A 21,553-nucleotide genomic window follows, 5' to 3' on the forward strand; every position below is an offset into this window, starting at 1 on the left:
GCTGCTCGGCAGCTCCGTCTGTCTGCCCCACGCCAATCTTCTCAGGTCGAGATCTTATGCCCAGTTTCCAGCCTTCACGTCGCCGTTTGTTGCAGTGGGGGGCGAGCGGCCCGTTGCTGGCCGTACTGGGGGCGTGTGCGCACGAGGGGGCTGTTGCCGGTAGTGAAAACGCCGTGCGTTTGCGCGTGCTGGCGATCTCCGATCTTCACTCGTCCTATGGGCGTATCGCGCATCTGCTGGCTGCCTTCCGCAATGAGGTAGCCAACCATGCGGCACCGCATCTGATCGTCGTCAACGGCGACAGTTTCGAACACGGCAATGTTGTCTCGGTGAGATCCGAAGGGGCCATCGACTGGGCCTTTATGGAGGAACTGCCGAAAATCGCGCCGACGGTTTTCAACATCGGCAACCACGACAATGACCTGATACTGGACCTGCATCCGGTGGTGGCGCGCATCCGCGCTCTCGGCATTACCGTCGTCAGCAACATCATCGACAAGCGCACCGGTCAGGCGTTCGCCCCCGCGACCGCAGACCTGACCATCGGTGGACAGCGCCTGCGCATTGTCGGCATGGGTACGCCGTCGCTGAACTCGTATCCGCAGGCCAGCCGCGAGTGGCTGCAAATCCCCGAGCCCAAGGCTTGGGCCCGCGAAAACTTCCCCGCCATGCTGTCAGCCGAGGGTATGAAACTGGTGTTGAGCCATGTGGGCGTGGTGGACGAGCGTGAGTATCTGCCGCTGGTGCCGCAAGGCACGCTGATGATCGGCGGGCACAACCACCTGCTCTTCACCCATCAGGATGGCGCGACCGGCTATATGCATCCGGGCCGATGGGGTGAGACCTACACTGTCGGCGAGTATGGCGCGGATGGCCGCGTCCGCACCGCTATCGTCGATGTCCCGACCGAAGGTTCGGGCGATCCGCGACTGGCGTCATTGGTAGCCAGCACCTTGGCGGCGCATCTGACGGATGTCGAACGCAAGATCCTGGGCGAGACGCAGCACGCGCTGACGCTGGGTGATACGGCGCGCGGGGTTTGTCGCGGCTTTGCCGATGCGGCAGATGCGGACTGGGGCTTTATCGGCCACACCACCCTGGGCACGGGCCTGAAGGCCGGACCCATCGACCAGTTCCATTTTGACGAGGTTGTCCGCTTCGATGGCCGCCTTCAGGTGGCAGAGGTCGATGCCTCACGCATGGCTGCCATCCTGAAGGTCTGCAATCAGGATCGCCCGATCCCGATCGAGGAGATGACGGGCGACTTCATCTATGCCGCCGAACGCAGCAGCGGTGCCCGTTCGCAAGGCAATCTGCGCCTGGTGACGACGGACTGGTGCGCGCGCAACCAGTCGAAATATTTCGGGACGACGGATCTGGTGTTCGTCGATGTGCCAAGTGACGGCGTGAAGGCCGTCGCACGCAGGGCGTTGCTGGGCTAGGCGTTGTTGGGCTAAGCGGCGCGCTGGTCGCGCGAGGGGCCTTTGACATAAAGGCCCGCACGCCCTGCAACCGGACGGAACAGCTTGCCGTCGGCCTTCTCGTCTAGTCCGAGGAACAGGCAACCGTCGTCAAGCAGCGGCTCATAGAGCCGGTCGAGAACCTTGGCCCGTGCATCGGGGATCATGTCCGAGACGACGTTCCGGCAGAAAATCAGGTCAAACGGCCCCTTGCCAGCCAGATCGACCGGTAGGGGGTCCAGAAGGTTGGTCCGGTCAAAATGGACGGCGTGAAGCAGTTCCGGTCGCGCCTGCCACTGGTCCTCTACAGGTTCGAACCAGCGCAGCATGCTCCGGGCAGTCAGTCCCCGCTGAATCTCGAAACTCGAGTAGATGCCGCGACCACCCTTTTCGAGGGCGCGCTGGGAGATATCGGTGCTGAGGATTTCGACCGGAATATTCTTTTCGAGCGCCGCCATGGCGAGGCTGAAAGCCTCCTGACCGGAAGCACCGCCCGCAACCCAGATACGGATCGCGCGTCCCTGTCTGGCCTTGTGAAGGGCTGGCAGCAGTTCGCGGGCAAAGAGGTCGAAGACGTTGCGGTCGCGGCGGAACCACGTCTCGGTGTTCAGCAGCGTCTCGATGATCGACCAGCCCAGCGAGCCAACGGGTCGCGACCACAGGGTGTGCAGCAGCGCTTCGACATTGTGATAGCCCTCGCGGCGGGCCACAGGGCCAAGACGATGCTCGGCCAACTGCATGCGATCAGGCGTGAGAGCATAGCCCACACGGCTGGCCATCAAGCTCTGAAGTTTGTCGAAGTCTTCGGGCGTCACGCGGCCTTGATCCCGATCTGGCCGAGTTCGTCGATCTTGGACTGTAGAATGTCGCCGTCGAATGGCTTCATCACATAGTCATCGGCACCGGCAGCCAATGCCTCTGCGATGCGCGCGGGGTCGCTTTCCATGCTGCAGAACAGGACCTTGGGCATTTGTCCCGCGGTCTGTTCTTTCAGGCGATAGATGAAGTCCATGCCGTCCATGGTCGGCATGCGCCAATCCAGCAGAACCAGATCGGGCATGGCCCGGATGCACTGGTCGAGACCTTCTATGCCGTCCGCAGCTTCAGACACCTCAAAGCCGAGGCCCTCGACAATGCGACGGGCCACTTTGCGGATGATCTTGCTGTCATCGACAATAAGGCAGAGGGGCTGGGACAGAGGGGCGAACTCCCGAAAGATTCCGCGTTCGGAACCTTTGCAGTGAATGTATTGGCCCCGTTTATGTCAAATTTCTTGACCCATGGGTAGTCGCGCTAACAACGATACACGTTGATCCTCGACAACAGTGTCCAGGCGGCCACCGGATTCCGATATGGTCAGCCATAGCCAGTAGGGTTGAATCCACTGGCCGTGCAGGCCTTCGCTCAACGGTTGCCCGCGAAGGCCGGACAGCGCTTCGGGCTTCAGACGGGCGCGAGCACCGTCGGCCTGACCGGCGATGGACAGCCAGCCGTCCTCCTCGCGCAAGGTAATGGTCGCGGTGCCGCCCATGGGTAGAGCCCCCACGGTCAGATAGGCCAGATTCAGCAAAGTGCGCGCGTGCGACTTGGGCAGATGGGTTGGCTGGATGCGCCATTCGACCTGAGCGCGTCCGCCCTCGGTCAGGCCTTGCAGCAGGTTCTGCAGTTCGTCGGTGGCAAAGGTCTCGGCGCTGGTCGATGCGCCGAATGCGACGCGCGAGAAGTTTACCAGCGCGATCATCTTGCGCGCGCTTTGGCGGATCAGCCCCATCGCATCGTCGCGCATGTCCTGCGCTGTCGGATCATCCAGCAGGTCCAGTCCGGACATCACCGCGCCCGAGGGGCTGATGAAGTCGTGGCACAGCTTGGCAGCGACCAGTGCCGTCAGGTCCGCCCCCTGTGGCAAGGCGGGCTGGGTGCCGGGGTTGGCAGCAGCATTTGCTGCGTCAGTCAAAAAGGACATGGCGGTACCGATCCAAACGTCGAGGATCAAAAATGTAGTTAATGAAGGTTAACTATACCTGACCTGATTTGCCGGTTCGTTAAACCGCCGGTTTGGAGTATTTCGAGAAAACCATGTCCGAACCGATTACCCCGTCCGCCGAGCCTGTCCCGACCACTCTGTCAGCGGAGGTGGAGACGCGTCTGGCCGGGGATTTGAAGAGCGGACGACTGGCGGAAATTATCGCCGAAATAGCCGAACAGGCTTCGGACGTGATCCGCGGCTTTTGGCATGCGGGCGTAGTGGCAGAGGTCAAGGCCGATGACAGCCCCGTGACCGAAGCCGACCGCGCGGCTGAACGGCTGATCCTGCAAAAGCTGGAGGCCGAGTGGCCGGGTGTGCAGACCATCGCCGAGGAGCAGGCCTGCGATCAGGGATTGCCGAGTGTAGGCGAAGGCTGGTTCTGGCTGATCGACCCTCTGGACGGCACCCGCGGCTTTGTGGCTGGACGCGAGGCGTTCACCGTCAACATTGCGCTGGTGCGTAATCGTCACGTGGTGGCGGGCGCGGTAGTTGCGCCGGCGACGCGAACCACATGGCGTAGCGGTCCCGAGACCGGCGGTGCCTATCGTCGCCATGGACAGGGCCCGTGGCAGGCAATCCATGTACGCCAGCGACCTGCCGATCCGGTCGCGCTGGTGAGCCACAGCCTGACGGACGAAGAGGCCGAGCGCCTGATCCGTCGTCACGGATGCACGCGCTGGCAGGCGCTGGATTCCTCGCTCAAACTCTGCCTGATCGCCGAAGGCCGCTTCGACGCCTACCCGCGCACCGGTCCGACGTCGGAGTGGGACATCGCGGCCGGACACGGCGTTTTGCAGGCCGCAGGTGGGCGCGTCATCACCGAAGACGGAAACACCTTGCTTTATGCCAAGCCCGGCTTTGGAAACGGAGCCTTTGTCGCGCTGGGCGGTTAAGCCGCGCGCGACGCCGCAACGCGCGCCATTTCCAGCTGGGCAGGCATGCTGACGGGCATATCCTGCTCGCAGGCCATCGCCAGTCGGCGGATGTGCGGTACATTGGTTGCACGTACGATGACCGAGGTCAGGGACGGGTCCAGCAAGGCGTGGGCCAGACACAGGTCCTCGGCTTCCCAGCCCGGGGTAGTGTGCAGGAAGGCAAACGGGTTCAGCGGCTCTTCGATGAAGACCTTTTTCTTCGGCAGTCCGAAGATGCCCTTGGCGGGCTCGGGCGGCGGTGCCGGCTTGGCTGGATTGAGCAGAGCCTCGGGATAGTATTCCGTACCCAGAATGACCAGCTGCTGCTCGCGGGCGGAGCGCATCCAGCCCCGCTGGCGGGAGTCCAGCTGTATGTGGCACGGGGTGAACAGCATGTCGAAACGACCGCTGTTGATGTAGATGTCCATGACGTCGGACGTGCCGCGGATGCCCAGACGCAAGATGCGCTCGTCCTCGCGCAGCATCTTCAAGGTCTGAGCAGGCAACTCGTTTTCGGCTGGATCGTCCATGATGACGGCATCCATATAACGCAGGCCCGACGCGTTCAGGACTGCGCCCAAAACCGCGTTCACGCCTTCGACCGAGAAATCGCGGCGACCATTCGGCAACGGGCCGATGATCAGGCTGATCTGCAGCAGATCGCGGTCGACCTCCGCCAGAGCTTGGCCTGCGGTGCGGATCAGCGTGGGATCGAGACTGTCGATGTGGAAGCTGTTCACACCCTCTTCCAGAGCGCCGTAAACCAGTTCGCGGATGTTGCTCGCACCCGTCGCCGCAACACTGGCGTCGAGCGTCAGCGTGATGGCGGAAACCGCAGTCCCGGATTCTCCAAGTGGACGGAAACGCATGGTCAGATGATCTCGGAAGGCGTTTTGGCGTCGAAGCTGACGGAGTGAACAACAGTGCCCAGCTTGCCTTTGAGAGCAGCATTGCAGGCGCGGTATCGGTTGACGCGGCTCATACCTTCGAATGCAGCAGAGACAACGCGGGCCTGCCAGTGGTCTTCATCACCCGCAGTGTCGTTGAGTTCGACAACCGCATCGGGGAAGGCCTCGATCAGGTGTGCGCGCAGGTCATCGGCGGACATAGGCATGAGGGTACTCGTTTCGTAAGCTGTACAGTGGAATGCAAATAATGCGCCAGAGCCAGCTTGTCAGCCTGCAACTCAGCCGCCCGGTCGTAGGCGTTCATATAGGCCGACGACGCCGACTTTATAGTGCCCATCGCCGTAGAAGGTGAATCCCGCCTTTTGAGCCAGCCGGATGGAGGCAAGGTTCTCGGCCGAGATCATGCAGACAGTTCTGGAAAGCGCCAGCTTTTCATCGGCATGATCGAGAACGGCGGACAAGGCTTCATGCGCCAGTCCCTGCCCCTGATAGACTGGATCCATGCCCCAGCCGACTTCTATGTCGGTGAACGGCGGGGTCATCTCGCGCTTGTAATCGAACAGGCCCACGCTTCCGATCAATGTGCCATTTTGAAGTTTGATGCACCAGTTGCCGTGACCCAAACTGGCCCAGTGTCCGATGTCGCGAAGCAAGCGAAGCCACACCTCTTCGCCCGACAAGGGACGTCCGGTGATGAAACGGGTGATGTCCTCGCCCGCCCATAACTTTTTGAGATCAGCGAAGTCCTGCGGCTGTGGAGGCGTCAGGTGCAGGCGCGCGGTTTTCAGTTCGGTCACATCAGGCCCAGTTGTTTGAAGCTGGTTACACCATGGCGTCCGGCGATCAGGTGGTCATGCACCTGCATCTCCAGCGATTTTGCGGCTTCGATGATCTGGCGCGTCATATCGATGTCGGCACGACTGGGCGTCGGATCCCCCGAGGGGTGGTTGTGGATGATGATCATCGACTTCGCACTCAGTTCCAGTGCGCGCCGCACGACTTCACGCGGATAGACGGGCGCGTGGTCCACCGTGCCACGGTTCAGGATTTCATCGCGGATCAACTGGTTTTTGTGGTCCAGATAAAGGACGCGGAACTGTTCGCGCGGTTCGTGCTGAAGAGCGATGCGGACATAGGACAGCAGCGCAGTCCACGAGCTGATGACCGGCCGTTTGGTGACTTCTTCCAGCGAAACACGCCGCGCCACTTCCTGAAGCGCGCAGAGATCAAGGGCGGTCTCCTGACCGATAGCCTTGGTGCGGCCCTTGATGTCCTGCGCCTTGACGGTGCGAAGGTCTTCGACAGACGCGGCCAACACGCCGGACAACGAACCAAACCGGTCCAGCAGGGCCTTGGCGATCGGCTTTACGTCACCCTGTGGCTGGCTGCGAAACAGAAACAGTTCCAGCAGTTCATAGTCGGGCAAGGAGGGCAGACCACCCTCGCGGGCGCGGTTACGCAGCCGGTCACGGTGGCCCAGATGATGGGCCTTCGGCTTTGTCAGTTCGACGTCAGGTTTATCCAGCATTCCATCCCCCGCGGCAGAGACTAGCGGATATCACCGGTCTGTATAGGGGCGCGTTTCATACGAAAAAGGCCGGCCTCCGCTAAAGAGACCGGCCTTTTAAATAGCGATGCGACAGCCTTAGAAGGTCGGGCGGAAGATGCCCTTCGGCGACAGGGTGAAGATTTCCAGACCGTCCTCGGTCACGCCGATGGAATGCTCGCACTGCGACGACAGGGACTTGTCGCGGGTCACGGCCGTCCAGCCATCCGACAGCACCTTCACGCCCGGCTTGCCGAGGTTCACCATCGGCTCGACGGTGAAGAACATGCCCGGCTTCAGGACTGCGCCTTCACCGCGACGGCCGTAATGCAGAACGTTCGGGGCGTCGTGGAAGACGCGACCAATGCCGTGACCGCAGAAGTCACGCACGACACTCATGCGTTGGGCTTCAACGAATTTCTGGATGGCGTAACCAATGTCACCAAAGGTGTTGCCCGGCTTGATCTGGGCCAGACCCAGTTCCAGCGATTCATAGGTCACGTCGATCAACTTCTTGGAGCGGGCATTGATCTCGCCGACCGGATACATGCGGCTGCTATCGCCGTGCCAACCATCGACGATGACGGTGTGGTCGATGTTGACGATGTCGCCTTCCTTCAGAACCTTGTCGCCCGGAATGCCGTGGCAGACGACGTGGTTGATCGAGGTGCAGATCGTCTTCTCGTAGCCCTTGTAGCCAAGGCAGGCCGGAATGCCACCATTGTCGAGCGTGAACTCGCGGACCAGATCGTCAAGCTGACCCGTGGTAACGCCGGGTTTGACGTGCTCGGTGATCATGTCGAGCGCCTCTGCGACCAGACGTCCCGCCTTGCGCATACCTTCGAAATCTTCCGCAGTGTGGATGCGGATTTCGTGGCTACGGACAAAGACGTCGGTTTCCAGTTCGGGCGTTTCGTACATGACTTAAAAGGCTTTCGTAACGGCAGGACTGCCGCAGGTGGATAGCCGCCTTGGCAGAGCGGGGAGGGTCGTATGGACCGTGAGACTTCAATTGGGAAGTCTAGCACAAAACTGCAAATTTGTGAGGTTAGGCTTCCGTAACGTCAGGATTTACGCACGGATATGCTGCATTTTTGAACGATACCGTCCAAATAACATCTATATATCAACGTTATACGCAAAAGAATGCTTACGCAGCGTCACTTATAGCGACAAAAGTGCGACATCTCCGCAACGGCAGGGTCGGATTCAGTTCTCGCCGGCACACTTCTTTGGTCGAGTCCCATGACACAGCCAATGGGGCTGTTAAGCGTTGGGTCTCCCCGAACAAAGGTTCATCGCATCGGTAATGATGGACCCAGTAACTATAGGTGAATTACATGACTTCCAGGAACGTGGCACGCATTGGCGGCCTTGCTATCCTCATGGCTTCGGTCGCTGCACCGGCCTTCGCTGGCTCCTTCTACCTGCAAGAGCAGTCGGCCCGCGGCGCTGGTCGCGCCTATTCGGGTGAAGCTGCCGACACCGGCGTTCAGTCGCTGTGGTGGAACCCGGCCGCTATCGCCCGTTCGGGCCGCGAAGCGACCCTTTCGCTGCACGCCATCCGTCTTGATTCCGAAGCTCGCAACACCGGCTCGTCGTTGACCCTCATCAACCCGGCCAACGGTCAAGTCGCCGGTCGTCTGCCGGTCATCGACCCGCGCAACACCGAAGTGAACCCGGTTGAAAGCGGTCTGGTCCCGAACTTCGCCGTCGCAATGCCGATCAACGACCGTCTGTCGGTCGGCGTGGCTGTGGCTGCTCCGTACAACTTCACCACCAAGTACGAGCCGGGTTCGTTCGCTCGCTATGACGCGCAAACCTCGGAACTGCGCTCGGCTGATCTGGGCGTCACCGTTGCCTATCAGGTCAACGACTGGCTGGACATCGGCGCTGGCGTAAGCGCCCAGTACGTCAAGGCCAAGCTGACCTCGGCGATCCCGTCGCTGACCGGCAACCAACTGGCCCCGATCATGGCTCTGGACGGCCAGTCGTCGCTGGAAGGCGATGGCATCGATTTCGGCTGGAACGTCGGCGCACAAGTCCACAAGGGCAAGTGGGACCTGGGCCTGTCGTACCGCTCGGCTATCGAACACGAACTGGACGGCGACATTGTTCAGGCCATGGAAGGCGCTCTGAAGCCGCGCAGCTTCGCCACCACCGGCACCGCTTCGTTCAACACCCCGTGGTTCGTCTCGGCATCGGTTCGCTATGCCGCGACCGACAAGCTGACCCTGAATGCCCAGATCAACCAGATCGGTTGGTCGGAGTTTGACGCCATCAACGTCAACTTTACCGGCGGCGGCGATGTGATCCACCAGAACTACGAAGACGTCACCACCGGCGCTATCGGTCTGGACTACGCCTACAGCGACAAGACCACCTTCCGCGCGGGTATCGGCTATGACCCGACCCCGACCACGGATGCACTGCGTACCGCCCGTATCCCGGATTCGGACCGCATGCTGTACTCTGTTGGTGTCTCGACCGAGATCACCGACGGTATCGGCTTCGATGCAGGCATCACCTACATCGACATGGACAAGGCCGTCATGAACGACGACCGCGCCCTGCTGCAAGGTGCTGTGATCTCGAACCTGCGTGGCGAGCTGGAAGGCTCGGCGCTGGCCTTCTCGATGGGCACCACCATCAAGTTCTAATCCTTCACCAGATATGAATGCACGAACGGCGGCTCCATCAGGAGCCGCCGTTTTTGTATGGGCGGACATGAAAAAGGCCGCCGTCCCGAAGGATGGCGGCCCTGATCATCTAATGCGCGATCTTAGGCTTGTTTGGCCTTGCCGAAACCCTTGCCGCCGTTCGACGGGCGACGCGGGCGACGCTTGATCTCGCCGACCGGAGCAGGCTCGCGGACCTTGGGCTCACGCGGGGTCTTGGGACGCTCGCTGGCCATCGGATCGTATTCACGCTTTGGTGCATCAACGACCTCGCCGGGACGACCGCCCTTGCGAACGCGGTGCGGTTGACCGCCGCCCGACGGACGCAGTTCATTGCGACGACGGTTGCGACCACGATTGCCTTCGCCCTCGCCCTTGCGCGGTTCACGCTCCGGCAGGGTGGCCTTGGCAGCAACGCCGGCAGCCATGATCGAAGCGTCGAGTTGGGCCAGAGCCTTATCGTTGCGACGGTCGGTCATCGGGATCTTCTGGCGGGTCACCTTTTCGATGTCCTTCAGAAGCTTCATTTCGTCACCCGCCACGAAGCTGATGGCGGTGCCCTTTTCACCGGCACGAGCGGTACGGCCGATGCGGTGAACGTAGGATTCCGGCACATATGGCAGTTCGAAGTTCACCACGTGCGTAACCTTGTCGACGTCGATACCGCGCGCGGCGATGTCGGTGGCGACCAGAACGCGCAGCTTGCCGTTCTTGAAGGCTTCAAGGGCGCGCTCGCGTTGCGGCTGGCTCTTGTTGCCATGGATGGCACCGGCTTCAACGCCGCCAGCTTCCAGATAGGCCGCGACCTTGTCGGCACCATGCTTGGTCTTGGTGAAGACCAGGCAGCGCGTATAGGACGGGTCCGAGAACAGCTCGGTCAGCAGGGCGCGCTTACGGCCTTGCTCGACCCAGATCACCGATTGCTTGATGCGCTCGACGGTCGTGGCCTGCGGGGTGACCTGAACCTTGATCGGGTCTTGCAGCAGTTCACCGGCCAGCTTGCCGATTTCCGACGGCATGGTTGCCGAGAAGAACAGGTTCTGGCGACGGGCAGGCAGGCGGCTGACGACCTGACGGATCGGCTTGATGAAGCCGAGGTCCAGCATCTGGTCGGCTTCGTCGAGGACGAAGATTTCGGTCGAGGACAGGTCCAGCGTCTTTTGCTGGATGTGGTCCAGCAGGCGGCCCGGTGCAGCCACGAGGATGTCGAGGCCTTGCTGCATAGCGCGCTCTTGGCCGCCGTACTTCACGCCGCCGAAGACAACCGCGACGCGGAAGCCGAGGTGTTGGCCGTATTGCTTGAAGCTGTCAGCGATCTGGGTGGCCAGTTCGCGCGTCGGCGACAATACGAGGCAACGCGTGGTGCGCGGCTTGGGCGCAACGCGGTTCTCGGCCAGACGATGCAGGATCGGCAGGGCGAAGGCTGCAGTCTTGCCCGTGCCGGTCTGGGCGATACCCAGCAGGTCGGCACCCTTCATTACGTGGGGGATGGCCTTGGCTTGAATCGGGGTCGGCTTGTCATAGCCAGCCACCTTCAGAGCGGACATCAGGCCGGAGTTCAGGCCCAAGGCCTCAAAAGTATTATCGGTCACGTCGGTCTTTCACGAATAACGACGCGCACGAATGGTCGTCAGACCGGGAGCGCACGTCGTCCGCCCGTAGCGTACGGGCTTCTTACGGGCGCCATCCCGCGTGTCCGGATGACGTATGAATTTGAGGGACCGACGGCTCGACAGACAGGCGCTTTCAAACTTTGGAAAGGCCCACACGCGCTGGAACACGCCGGAAACCGCACAGTGCGGTGACGGCCAAATGGGCCTTATGCGACGATATGTCAAGTAAAGGGCCGGTCACCATGGGTAACCGGCCCTTACAGTTCCAGGCTGTACCGACCCGATCAGGCGCTTATGGCTTCCTGAGTCAGGGCAACTTCCTCAGCGGCTTTCACCGTTTGCGGTACGATGCGGATGAAGGTCTTGAGACTGTTCGTCCAGTCACCCAGCAGGCGTTCGGCCAAGGGCGAGCGGGTCGCGGCGTAGTGTGCCTCGACCAGTTCCTTCAGGCGCGAAGCTGCCTCCGCCGACATAGCGGCGATGGCCGATAGATCGCCATTGAGCGCCTGCTGCGCACGATTTTCGGGATCAAGCACGAACAGTTCACCACCGCTCATGCCCGCAGCAAGGTTCCAGCCCGTGGGGCCGAGAACAACGACGCGACCGCCGGTCATATATTCGCAGCCGTGCGCGCCCAGACCTTCGACGACGGCCTCGGCGCCCGAGTTACGGACTGCAAAGCGTTCACCAGCCGCCCCCGCCACAAACAGTCGGCCCGAGGTGGCACCGTACATGGTGGTGTTGCCGCAGACCTGCTGGTTTTCCCGCCATTGGTACGGACGCACGCGGATTTCGCCGCCTGACAGTCCCTTGCCGACGTAATCGTTCACTTCGCCGGTGACATCGAGGATCAGGCCCTTTGTGGCAAAGGCCCCGAAGCTCTGGCCAGCGATGCCTTCCAGCTTGAGGGTCAGGCGACCTTGCGGACCTTGCGGGCCGTATTTGCGCACGATGGCCGACGACAGACCGGCACCGACCGTCCGCTGGGTGTTCTTCAGCGGATAGGACAGTTCCAGCGTCTGGCCCGATTGCAGGAAGGACTGGGCGTCCTTGAGCACCTGCGCGTCGAGGCTCTCGTCGATTTCCTTGCGGTGCTTGTCGGCGAGGCGGCCCGGACGGTCCACATCTACCTTCATCAGCAGCGGGTTCAGGTCGAGGTCATCGAGGTGCGAACCGCCACGGCGAACCTGACGCAGCAGGTCGGTGTGGCCCACGATCTCGTCGATGGTGCGGGCACCGATGCTGGCAAGGATTTCGCGCACCTCCTCGGCGATGAAGCTGAACAGGTTCACCACCTTGTCCGGCGTGCCGGTGAACTTTGCACGCAGTCTCTCATCCTGCGAGCAGACACCAACAGGGCATGTGTTGGAGTGGCACTGACGTACCATCAGACAGCCCATGGCAATCAGACCCGCCGTGCCGATACCGTATTCCTCGGCCCCCAGCAGGGCGGCGATGACCACATCACGACCGGTGCGGATACCGCCGTCGGTACGAAGCGAAACCGACGATCGCAGGTGGTTCAGGCTGAGGACTTGGTGCGCCTCGGCCAGACCGATTTCCCACGGCATGCCAGCATGTTTGATCGAGGTCTGCGGCGAGGCACCCGTGCCACCGTTGTGACCGGCGATCAGGATGGCGTCGGCCTTGGCCTTGGCCACACCCGACGCAATCGCGCCGATACCGGTGGACGACACCAGTTTCACCGTGACCTTGGCATCGGGGTTGATGGCCTTGAGGTCATAGATGAGCTGGGCCAAGTCCTCGATCGAATAGATGTCGTGGTGCGGCGGCGGCGAGATCAGCGTCGTGCCGGGGACTGCGTGGCGCATCTTGCCGATAAACTCGGTGACCTTGAAACCGGGCAGCTGGCCGCCCTCGCCGGGCTTGGCACCCTGCGCGACCTTGATCTCGATTTCGCGGCACTGGTTCAGATATTCGGCGGTGACACCGAAACGACCCGAGGCGACCTGTTTGACCGCCGAGTTGGCGTTGTCGCCATTGGGGCGCGGCACATAGCGAGCCGGATCTTCGCCACCTTCCCCCGACACGGCGCGTGCGCCCATGCGGTTCATGGCGATGTTCAGCGTCTCGTGTGCCTCAGGGCTCAGAGCGCCCAGCGACATGGCTTGCGACAGAAAGCGCTTGCGGATGTCCGAGACGCTTTCGACCTCGTGCAGCTGGACGGGCTTTAGCCCTTCCTTGAAGTCGAGCAGGTCGCGAAGCGAGAGGTCAGCTTGTTCGGCAACAGCAGCCGAGTATTGCTTGAAGCGCTTGTAGTCGCCGCGGTTGGTGGCGTCCTGCAGCAGGTGGATGGTCTTGGCGTCGTGGCCGTGGACTTCGCCGCCCGCGCGGATGCGGAAGAAGCCACCCATTGACGGGGACGGCGCCTTTTCAGGCGCAAAGGCCGTCTTGTGACGTTGCAGGGCGGCGCGCTCCAGACCGGCCAGACCGATACCGGAAATGCGCGAGGAGGCATTGGGGAAGAACTCTGCAGCCAAGGCGCGCGACAGGCCGAGGATTTCGAACTCGCAGCCGCCGCGATAGGCGGAGATGATCGAGATGCCCTTACGCGCCAAGACCTTCAGCAGGCCCGCCTCGATGCCCTTCTTATAGTTCAGGCAGGCGTCCTTGAGTGACATGTCGCCATAGAAGCCGCGCTCCAGTCGTTCCTGGAACAGTTCCTGCGCCAGCCACGGGTTCACGGCGGTAGCACCGACGCCCACCAGAACCGCGAATGCGTGCGGGTCCAGCGTTTCGGCAGAGCGCACGACGATGGAGCAATAGGTGCGCAGGCCTGCATCCGTCAGGCGCAGGTGCACGCCCGAGGTCGCAAGGATCATCGGCGCGGCCAGACGGTCCTCGCCGATCTTCTCGTCGGTGAGGACGATCAGGGTCGATCCGGCGCGCGCAGCGGCCTCAGCTTCTTCGCGGATGCGGTTCAGCGCAGCGCGCAGACCGGCTCCGGCTTCTTCACCCTCGGCAGGGACCGGATAGGTGCAGTCGATGACCGTGGTCGAACCATCGGCCACCACGCTCAGCAGGCGCTCGTACATGCCGGTGGTCAGAACCGGACTGTCGAGGATGAACACATCGGTCTGGGCCTCGTCATGGGCGAGGATATTGCCGAGGTTCTTGAAGCGGGTCTTCAGGCTCATCGCGCCCGACTCGCGTAGCGGGTCGATGGGCGGATTGGTGACCTGAGAGAAGTTCTGGCGGAAATAGTGGGCCAGCGGACGCGGCAGGGACGACAGCACCGCAGGCGGCGCATCGTCACCCATGGAGCCAACGGCTTCCTTGCCATCGCGCACCAGCGCATCAAGCAGCAGGTCGCAGTCTTCGCGGCTGAAACCGGCGGCGATCTGGCGACGGGTCAGGGCTTCGCCAGACGCAGCGCGCGGCTCCGGTCCCGGACCGATCAGCGGCTCCAGATCGACCATGTTGCCGATCCAGTCCTCATACGGATGGGCTTTGGCCAGAGCATCGACGGCTTCGTGCTCGTCATAGACGCGGGCGGTCTTGAGATCGACGGCGATCAGCTTGCCCGGGCCGATGTGCAGGCGGCGCTTCACGCGACCTTCCGGCAGCGGCACGAGGCCCGCTTCGGAGCCAGCCAGCAGCAGACCGTCGACGGTTTCAACCGCACGCAGCGGACGCAGGCCGTTGCGATCCTTGCCCGCCACAACCCAACGGCCATCGACGGCGCAGAGGGCGGCGGGGCCGTCCCACGGCTCCATCACGGCGTTGCAATAGGCATAAAGGGCGCGGTGCTCGGCCTTCATCACCATGTCGTCGGACGACCAGGCTTCGGGCACCAGTAGCGCCTTGGCCATGGGCGCAGGGCGACCGGCGCGGACCAGAACCTCGAACACGTTATCGAGCGCAGCAGAGTCCGAGCCACCCGGCTGGATGACCGGCTTCACCTCATGGTCGCGGTCGCCGAAGGCCGAGGCCGTCATGCGGATCTCGTGCGACTTCATCCAGTTGAGGTTGCCGTGCAGGGTGTTGATCTCGCCGTTATGGGCGAGCATCCGGAACGGCTGGGCCAGCTTCCATTCGGGGAAGGTGTTGGTCGAATAGCGCTGGTGGAACAGGGCATAGCCCGAGGCGACCAGCGGATCGGTCAGGTCCTCGTACAGCTGTCCCAGCAGTTCGGCGCGGACCATGCCCTTATAGACGATGGAGCGGGCCGACAGCGAACAGATGTAGCAGCCGTTCAGACCGGCTTGCTGAACGGCGGCCTCGATACGGCGGCGGCACAGATACAGTTCGCGTTCGACGGCCTCGCCATTGGTGTCGGCCTTGTAGAGAGCCTCCGGTACCGCCAGCATGATCTGTTCGATCTCGGGGCGGGTCTGTTCGGCGCGGGTACCGACGACCGAGAGATCGAGCGGCGTCTGACGCCAGCCATAGATGTAGAAGCCCGAGCGGATAGCCTCGGCCTCGACGATGGCGCGGGCGCGGTCTTGGGCGCCAAGGTCGGTGCGGGGCAAGAAGACCTGACCCACAGCAATCGGGCCGGGGCGCAGGGACTGGCCAACGGCTTTGACCTGAGCGGCAAAGAAGTCCTGAGGGACTTCGATCATGATACCCGCACCGTCGCCGGACAGGCCGTCGGCATCGACCGCGCCACGGTGGGCCACGGCTTTCAGCGACTGGATGGCCATGTCCACGACTTCGCGGCGCGGCTTGCCGTCGATGGCGCAGACGAGGCCGACGCCGCAGGCGTCACGCTCGGAGTTTGGATCATAGGAACCGGCAGCGACCAGATCGGCACGCGCGGCTTCATACTGTTCCAGCCAGTTTTCGTTAGATTGTTGGCTCATGCTGCGGCTTCCTCGGTACGCGCGCGCAGATAACGGTCGATTTCGGCAGCGGCGTCCTGACCGTCGCGCACGGCCCAGACGACGAGGGAGGCACCACGCACGGCGTCCCCTGCGGCGAACACACCATCAAGGCTGGTGGCGAAACCGCCACGGGCGACTTGAATGGTGTTCCAGCGGGACATCTCCAGCGAGGCGTCCATCTGCTCTGCAAAGTTTTCAGGCTCGAAGCCCAGCGCCTCGATCACCAAATCGGCGGGGATGTCGAAATCGCTGTCGGCAACCGGCACGATCTCGCGACGGCCACCGGCACCGGCTTCGGACAGGGCCATGCGCTGGGCGCGGACGGCGTTGATCGCCTCGCCCTTGGACATGAGCGCCTTGGGCGCAGCCAGCCATTCGAAGGTGACGCCTTCTTCCTCGGCGTTCTGCATCTCGCGGGCGCTGCCCGGCATGTTGGCGCGGTCACGGCGATACAGGCAGGTGACGCTGCTGGCCCCCTGACGGATGGCGGTGCGGACGCAGTCCATGGCCGTATCGCCCCCGCCGACCACAACGACCTTTTTGCCCGTGGCGGTATCGGCTTCGATCGCATCGCCGAGGTCGCGCTTGTTCTGCGCAATCAGGAAGTCGAGCGCGGGCAGGGCGTCATCCGGGCCACAACCCGGAATAGAAAGACGGCGGGCCTGATAGACGCCCATGGCTAGCAGCACGGCATCATGCTGGCCGCGCAGTTCGTCCATCGAAATGTCGGTGCCGACCGAGGTGTTGAGCACGAACTTCACGCCACCTTCGACCAAGCGGTCGATGCGGCGCTGGACAACATATTTCTCCAGCTTGAAGCCGGGGATGCCGTACATCAGAAGGCCGCCGGCGCGGTCGTGACGGTCATAGACGGTGACCTGATAACCTGCGCTGCGCAGACGATCGGCGGCGGCAAGGCCCGCAGGACCAGCGCCCACAATGGCGACGGACTGGCCGCGCTCGGCCACGGGGCGGATCGGTTCGACCCAGCCGTTCTCGAATGCCTGATCGGCGATCCATGCCTCGACCGAGCCGATGGTCACGCCATCCCAGCCCGATTGTTGAAGGGTGCATGCGCCTTCGCACAGGCGGTCCTGCGGGCAGATGCGGCCGCAGATCTCGGGCATGGTCGATGTCAGCGACGCTGTTTTCCAAGCCTCGCGCAGATCACCATCTGCCGACAGGGCCAGCCAGTCCGGAATATTATTCTGGAGCGGGCAGGCATTCTGACAGAAGGGCACGCCACAGTCGGTGCAGCGCGACGCCTGTTTCTGACCGGTTTCCGCGTTCGGTTTGAGCGTGATCTCGTTGAAATCACGCACGCGATCAGTCGCGGCCTGCTTTGGCAGGGAGCGAGCTTGAACTAGGAAACCACCGGGATTGGAACGACCACCTTTTTGCATCTGCACATTTTGGCCGCTAACCCGCGTTATCGCAAATATTTTTCCCGATTATCCGTTTTTTTTCGACCAAAGTGCATAACGGATGCAGAATGCGAACGATTGTCAGAAATTATTTTCTATGTCGTTTTGCGATGCGGCATGAATAAAGCAAGGCTTTCGCTGTTATGCGATGAAGCTTGCCAAACAGCGTTTCGCGGCTTTGTGAACCTATGGCTGTAGTGGCCTCTATGGAACGCCTCTCCTGTGGTTGTGTTGTCCCTTAACGACGTTCAGGGCCGACATAGAGCGAGGGCGACATGGCGAGTATTGAAAAGGGCCGCGGGATCGGGGCCAGCTTGACGCGTATCCTGGGGGTGGTGATCGGCCTGATAGGTCTGACGCTGGTCATTGGCGGCGCGCAACTCATGATGATTGGCGGGTCCGCCTATTATCTGGTCACCGGCATACTGATGGTCCTCAGCGGACTGTTGATGGTCATGCTGCGGCTCAGCGGAGCCTTGCTTTACACACTCGTGGTTCTGGGAACGATCCTCTGGGCCGTTTGGGAAGTCGGCCTGAACGGTTGGGCGCTTGTCCCGCGGGTTATTGCCCCGATGGTCTTGTTGTTCTTCGTCATTCTGTCGATGGGGGCCCTCAAGCGTGATGGCGGTGGACGCCTCGTTCGTATGGGTCTGGCGGGTTGGGTTCTGGTGCTGCTGGTTGGGGGCGGCGTCGTGGTTGCCAACAATCGCGCAGGGGTCATGAACCCTGTTCCGTCCGCTGGACAGTCGCTGGTAGGCGATCCGGCCATGGCCAAGGTGGGTTCGGACTGGCCCGCATGGGGCGGCAGCGACAGCGCACAACGCTATTCACCGCTCAGCCAGATCACGCGGGAAAATGTCAAAGATCTCAAGAGGGCTTGGACCTTCCGAACGGGCGATTTGCCGCAAGAACGCTGGGGCGCGGAAACCACGCCTCTGAAGATCGGCGACACGCTTTATCTCTGCTCGGCCCGCAACAAGCTGTTCGCGGTGGATGCAGCGACCGGAAGGCAAAAGTGGACCTATGATCCGCGCGTTTCGGACGAGCAAATCCCGTATACCGCCGCCTGCCGTGGTGTGACCTATTACGCTGTTCCCAATGCCGACGCTGCACAGCCCTGTGCAACGCGCATCATTGAAGGGACGCTGGACGGACGACTGGTCGCCGTCGACGCCCGCACCGGCACCCCCTGTCAGGACTTTGGTACCAATGGTGCGGTCAGCATCAAGCACGGCATGGGCGATCCCTATCCGGGCATGGTGTCGATCACTTCGGCACCTGTGATCGTGCGCGGCATCGTCGTGACCGGCCATCAGGTTTTAGATGGCCAAAAGCGCTGGAACGCGTCCGGTGTCATTCAGGGCTTTGATGCTGTCACCGGCCAGCTGCGTTTCGCCTGGGACATGATGCGTCCCGACATTACGACCCTGCCGCCTACTGGCGAGACCTATACGCCTGGCACCCCCAACATGTGGACTACGGCCACGGCGGACGAGGCACTCGGCTTGGTGTTCCTGCCCATGGGTAACTCGGCAGCGGACTATTATTCAGGCGAGCGCCGCCCAGCCGAGAATGAATATTCGACCTCGCTGGTGGCGCTGGATGTGACGACGGGCAAGCCGCGCTGGCATTTCCAGACCGTGCACAAGGACGTCTGGGATTATGACCTTGGCTCGCAGGCGACGCTGGTCGATATGCCGGTTGGTGGTCAGACTGTTCCGGCAGTGATCCTGCCGTCCAAACAGGGCGACATCTATGTGCTGGATCGCCGGACGGGTCAGCCCCTTCACGAGGTTGAAAACATCAAGGTGCCGCAAGGCGGGGTCGAGCCCGCTCAACGCACCCCGACCCAACCCACGTCGAAATTCCATACCCTGCGTAAGCCCGATCTGACCGAGCGGGACATGTGGGGCATGTCGCCCATCGACCAGATGTACTGCCGTATCCAATACCGTCAGTCGGCCTATGAGGGCTTCTTCACGCCGCCGACGGCCGACAAATACTGGATCCAGTATCCGGGCTATAATGGTGGTTCGGACTGGGGCGGTATCGCCATCGATCCGGTGCGCGGTGTGATCGTTGCCAACTATAACGATATGCCGAACCACAACCGTCTGGTGCCCCGCGCCAAGGCAGACGAACTGGGCTGGTTCCCACGTGACGATCCCCGCTACATCGAGCGCGAGAAGGAAGCCGCCAACCGCGGTGGTAGCCTGACCAAGTCCAAGGCTGAAGGCGCTGGCGATCCGCAGATCGGCGTGCCTTATGCGATTGACGTGAATGCCGGCTGGCGCGTGAAGTTTACGGGTTTGCTGTGCAAGCAGCCGCCCTATGGTGGCATCCGCACCATCGACCTGCGCACGGGCAAGACCCTGTGGGACCGCGCCTTTGGCACCGCCCGCAAGAATGGGCCGTTCGGCATTCCGTCCATGCTTCCGGTTGAGATCGGCACGCCCAACAACGGCGGCTCGGTAGTCACGGCAGGCGGTTTGATCTTCATCGCTGCGGCGACCGATGATCTGATCCGCGCCATCGACATCGAGACGGGCAAGACTGTCTGGCAGGACGTGCTGCCCGCCGGTGGCCAGGCCAATCCGATGATCTACGAGGAGAATGGCCGTCAGTATCTGGTCATCATGGCCGGTGGTCACCACTTCATGGAGACCCCGCGCGGTGACTATGTGATCGCTTATGCTCTGCCCCAGAGGGGCTGAGCATAAGCTTGGGTTTTTAGTGGCCTACCGCCCTAACGGGCTACTTGAGGCCATTGTTAGTCCCCCTATCGCCCTTCGGGCTGCTTGAGGGGCGTTAAGGTGTGAACATAGGAAAGGCCGGAGTTTCGCTCCGGCCTTTTTCTGTGGTGTCTGGGATTACGGGCGGGTCTGGCCTTGGCCTCGGACCACATATTTGAAGGTTGTCAGTTGCTCGGCACCGACGGGGCCGCGGGCGTGCATGCGGCCGGTGGCGATGCCAATCTCGCCACCAAAGCCGAACTCGCCTCCGTCGGCATATTGGGTCGAGGCGTTGTGGACGACGATGGCGCTGTCCACACGGTTCAGGAATGTTGCAGCGGCGTCGGCATCATTGGTGATGATCGCCTCGGTATGGCCCGAACCGTAGGTTTCGATGTGTCTGATAGCGTGGTCGATATCATCGACGATGCCCACGGTAATCACCGGCGCGAGGTATTCGGTGGACCAGTCCTCGTTGGATGCCGGGACCATTTCGGGGACGATGGCGCGGGCCTTCTCGCCGCCGCGCAACTCGCAGCCCTTGGCCGACAGGTCTGCTGCAATCAGCGGAAGCAGTTCAGGGGCGACGGCCTCGTCGATCAGCAGGGTTTCGGTCGCGCCGCACACCGACACGCGGCGCATCTTGGCGTTCACGACTATAGCGCGGGCCATGTCGGCATTGGCACCGGAGTGGACATAGGTGTGGTTCATGCCCTCGAGATGGGACAGGACCGCCACGCGCGCCTCGGCCTGAACGCGACCCACGAGGCTCTTGCCGCCACGCGGGACGATCAGGTCGATAGTGCCTTCAAGTCCGGAAAGCATCAGGCCGACAGCGGCACGGTCGGGCGTATCGACCAGTTGAACGGCATCGGCGGGCAGGCCCGCCTCCTCCAGTGCTTCTCCGATCAGCACAGCGATGGCCAGCGACGACTGGAGGCAGTCCGAGCCACAACGCAGGATGGCCGCATTGCCCGAGCGGATGCACAGGGCGGCGGCATCGGCGGTCACATTGGGGCGGCTCTCATAGATGATGCCCAGCACACCAATGGGGGTACGCACGCGGGCGATATCCAGCCCGTTGACGGGGGCGGTCCAGCGCTCCGTCTCGATGCCCAGCGGGTCCTGAACGCCCGCGATGATCTCGACCGCAGAGGCGATGCCTTCAACACGGGCGGGGTTTAGCGCCAGACGATCCAGCAGGGCCTCGCTCATGCCGTTGGCGCGACCGGCATCGAGGTCGCGTTGGTTGGCGGCAAGGATCGGCTCGACGTTGGCGCGCAGCTTTTGCGCCAGCAGTTCCAGCGCGCGGGTGCGGGTTTGTGGTGTGGCTTCGCGCAAGGCACGGGCGGCGGCGCGGGCGCGCTGGCCACGGGCCAGCATGGCTTGGGTCAGGTCGCTCATT

General features: G+C 62.3%; 16 protein-coding genes. 4 read left to right on the top strand and 12 right to left on the bottom strand.

The window, feature by feature from the left end; all coding sequences use genetic code 11:
- Window positions 1-56 precede the first annotated feature (56 nt).
- Complete coding sequence (locus LOX95_RS03430; RefSeq protein ID WP_242913052.1) at window positions 57-1,442, top strand: metallophosphoesterase; 1,386 nt, start codon at window positions 57-59, stop codon at window positions 1,440-1,442.
- Window positions 1,443-1,453: 11 nt separating this feature from the next.
- Here the strand turns inward: LOX95_RS03430 and LOX95_RS03435 are convergent, their stop codons facing one another.
- From LOX95_RS03435 to chpT, 3 genes are all read right to left on the bottom strand, one after another.
- On the bottom strand, window positions 1,454-2,275 hold the full coding sequence (locus tag LOX95_RS03435) for a CheR family methyltransferase (RefSeq protein ID WP_242913053.1): 822 nt from the start codon (window positions 2,273-2,275) through the stop codon (window positions 1,454-1,456).
- Window positions 2,272-2,658 carry a response regulator gene (locus tag LOX95_RS03440; protein ID WP_242913101.1) on the bottom strand — a complete coding sequence of 129 codons (387 nt, stop codon included), beginning with the start codon at window positions 2,656-2,658 and terminating at the stop codon, window positions 2,272-2,274. The genes LOX95_RS03435 and LOX95_RS03440 overlap by 4 nt, the downstream gene beginning before the upstream one ends.
- 66 nt (window positions 2,659-2,724) lie before the next feature.
- Window positions 2,725-3,423, bottom strand: coding sequence for a histidine phosphotransferase ChpT (gene chpT, locus LOX95_RS03445; RefSeq protein ID WP_242913054.1), 699 nt, complete (start codon window positions 3,421-3,423; stop codon window positions 2,725-2,727).
- A 113-nt stretch (window positions 3,424-3,536) separates the two neighbouring features.
- Between chpT and cysQ the strand changes: the two genes are divergently transcribed.
- The gene (gene cysQ, locus LOX95_RS03450; RefSeq protein WP_242913055.1) at window positions 3,537-4,379 is read left to right on the top strand and encodes a 3'(2'),5'-bisphosphate nucleotidase CysQ; all 843 of its coding nucleotides are present in this window, start codon (window positions 3,537-3,539) and stop codon (window positions 4,377-4,379) included.
- Here the strand turns inward: cysQ and LOX95_RS03455 are convergent.
- The 5 genes from LOX95_RS03455 to map form a co-directional block, all read right to left on the bottom strand.
- A complete protein-coding gene (locus tag LOX95_RS03455) occupies window positions 4,376-5,269 on the bottom strand; it encodes an aldo-keto reductase family protein (protein ID WP_242913056.1) in 894 nt (297 codons plus the stop codon). The two genes, cysQ and LOX95_RS03455, sit on opposite strands and share 4 nt — an antisense overlap.
- Before the next feature lie 2 nt (window positions 5,270-5,271).
- Window positions 5,272-5,514, bottom strand: coding sequence for a BolA/IbaG family iron-sulfur metabolism protein (locus LOX95_RS03460; protein ID WP_242913057.1), 243 nt, complete (start codon window positions 5,512-5,514; stop codon window positions 5,272-5,274).
- A gap of 72 nt (window positions 5,515-5,586) precedes the next feature.
- Window positions 5,587-6,105: a GNAT family N-acetyltransferase gene (locus LOX95_RS03465; RefSeq protein ID WP_242913058.1), complete on the bottom strand. Its 519-nt coding sequence runs from the start codon at window positions 6,103-6,105 to the stop codon at window positions 5,587-5,589.
- On the bottom strand, window positions 6,102-6,836 hold the full coding sequence (radC, locus tag LOX95_RS03470; RefSeq protein WP_242913059.1) for a RadC family protein: 735 nt from the start codon (window positions 6,834-6,836) through the stop codon (window positions 6,102-6,104). Before radC ends, LOX95_RS03465 begins: the two co-directional genes overlap by 4 nt.
- A gap of 117 nt (window positions 6,837-6,953) precedes the next feature.
- Complete coding sequence (gene map / locus LOX95_RS03475) at window positions 6,954-7,775, bottom strand: type I methionyl aminopeptidase (protein ID WP_242913060.1); 822 nt, start codon at window positions 7,773-7,775, stop codon at window positions 6,954-6,956.
- A 419-nt stretch (window positions 7,776-8,194) separates the two neighbouring features.
- Here map and LOX95_RS03480 point away from each other — a divergent pair, with 419 nt between their 5' ends.
- Complete coding sequence (locus tag LOX95_RS03480; RefSeq protein ID WP_242913061.1) at window positions 8,195-9,514, top strand: OmpP1/FadL family transporter; 1,320 nt, start codon at window positions 8,195-8,197, stop codon at window positions 9,512-9,514.
- A 122-nt stretch (window positions 9,515-9,636) separates the two neighbouring features.
- Here the strand turns inward: LOX95_RS03480 and LOX95_RS03485 are convergent, their stop codons facing one another.
- The 3 genes from LOX95_RS03485 to LOX95_RS03495 all read right to left on the bottom strand — a co-directional run bounded on the left by LOX95_RS03485 (window position 9,637) and on the right by LOX95_RS03495 (window position 17,395).
- On the bottom strand, window positions 9,637-11,079 hold the full coding sequence (locus LOX95_RS03485; RefSeq protein WP_242913102.1) for a DEAD/DEAH box helicase: 1,443 nt from the start codon (window positions 11,077-11,079) through the stop codon (window positions 9,637-9,639).
- 350 nt (window positions 11,080-11,429) lie between these two features.
- Window positions 11,430-15,971, bottom strand: a complete 4,542-nt coding sequence (gltB, locus tag LOX95_RS03490) for a glutamate synthase large subunit (RefSeq protein WP_242913062.1) — start codon at window positions 15,969-15,971, stop codon at window positions 11,430-11,432.
- Window positions 15,968-17,395, bottom strand: coding sequence for an NAD(P)-dependent oxidoreductase (locus LOX95_RS03495; RefSeq protein ID WP_242913063.1), 1,428 nt, complete (start codon window positions 17,393-17,395; stop codon window positions 15,968-15,970). The genes gltB and LOX95_RS03495 overlap by 4 nt, the downstream gene beginning before the upstream one ends.
- A gap of 296 nt (window positions 17,396-17,691) precedes the next feature.
- Here LOX95_RS03495 and LOX95_RS03500 point away from each other — a divergent pair, with 296 nt between their 5' ends.
- Entirely contained in the window at window positions 17,692-20,130 is a 2,439-nt protein-coding gene (locus LOX95_RS03500; RefSeq protein WP_242913064.1) for a membrane-bound PQQ-dependent dehydrogenase, glucose/quinate/shikimate family, read from the top strand.
- Window positions 20,131-20,286: 156 nt separating this feature from the next.
- Here LOX95_RS03500 and LOX95_RS03505 read toward each other — a convergent pair whose 3' ends face one another.
- The gene (locus LOX95_RS03505; RefSeq protein WP_242913065.1) at window positions 20,287-21,552 is read right to left on the bottom strand and encodes a glutamate-5-semialdehyde dehydrogenase; all 1,266 of its coding nucleotides are present in this window, start codon (window positions 21,550-21,552) and stop codon (window positions 20,287-20,289) included.
- Window position 21,553 lies beyond the last annotated feature (1 nt).

Origin of the sequence: Brevundimonas pishanensis (assembly GCF_022750635.1) — a bacterium.
GTDB lineage: Bacteria > Pseudomonadota > Alphaproteobacteria > Caulobacterales > Caulobacteraceae > Brevundimonas > Brevundimonas pishanensis.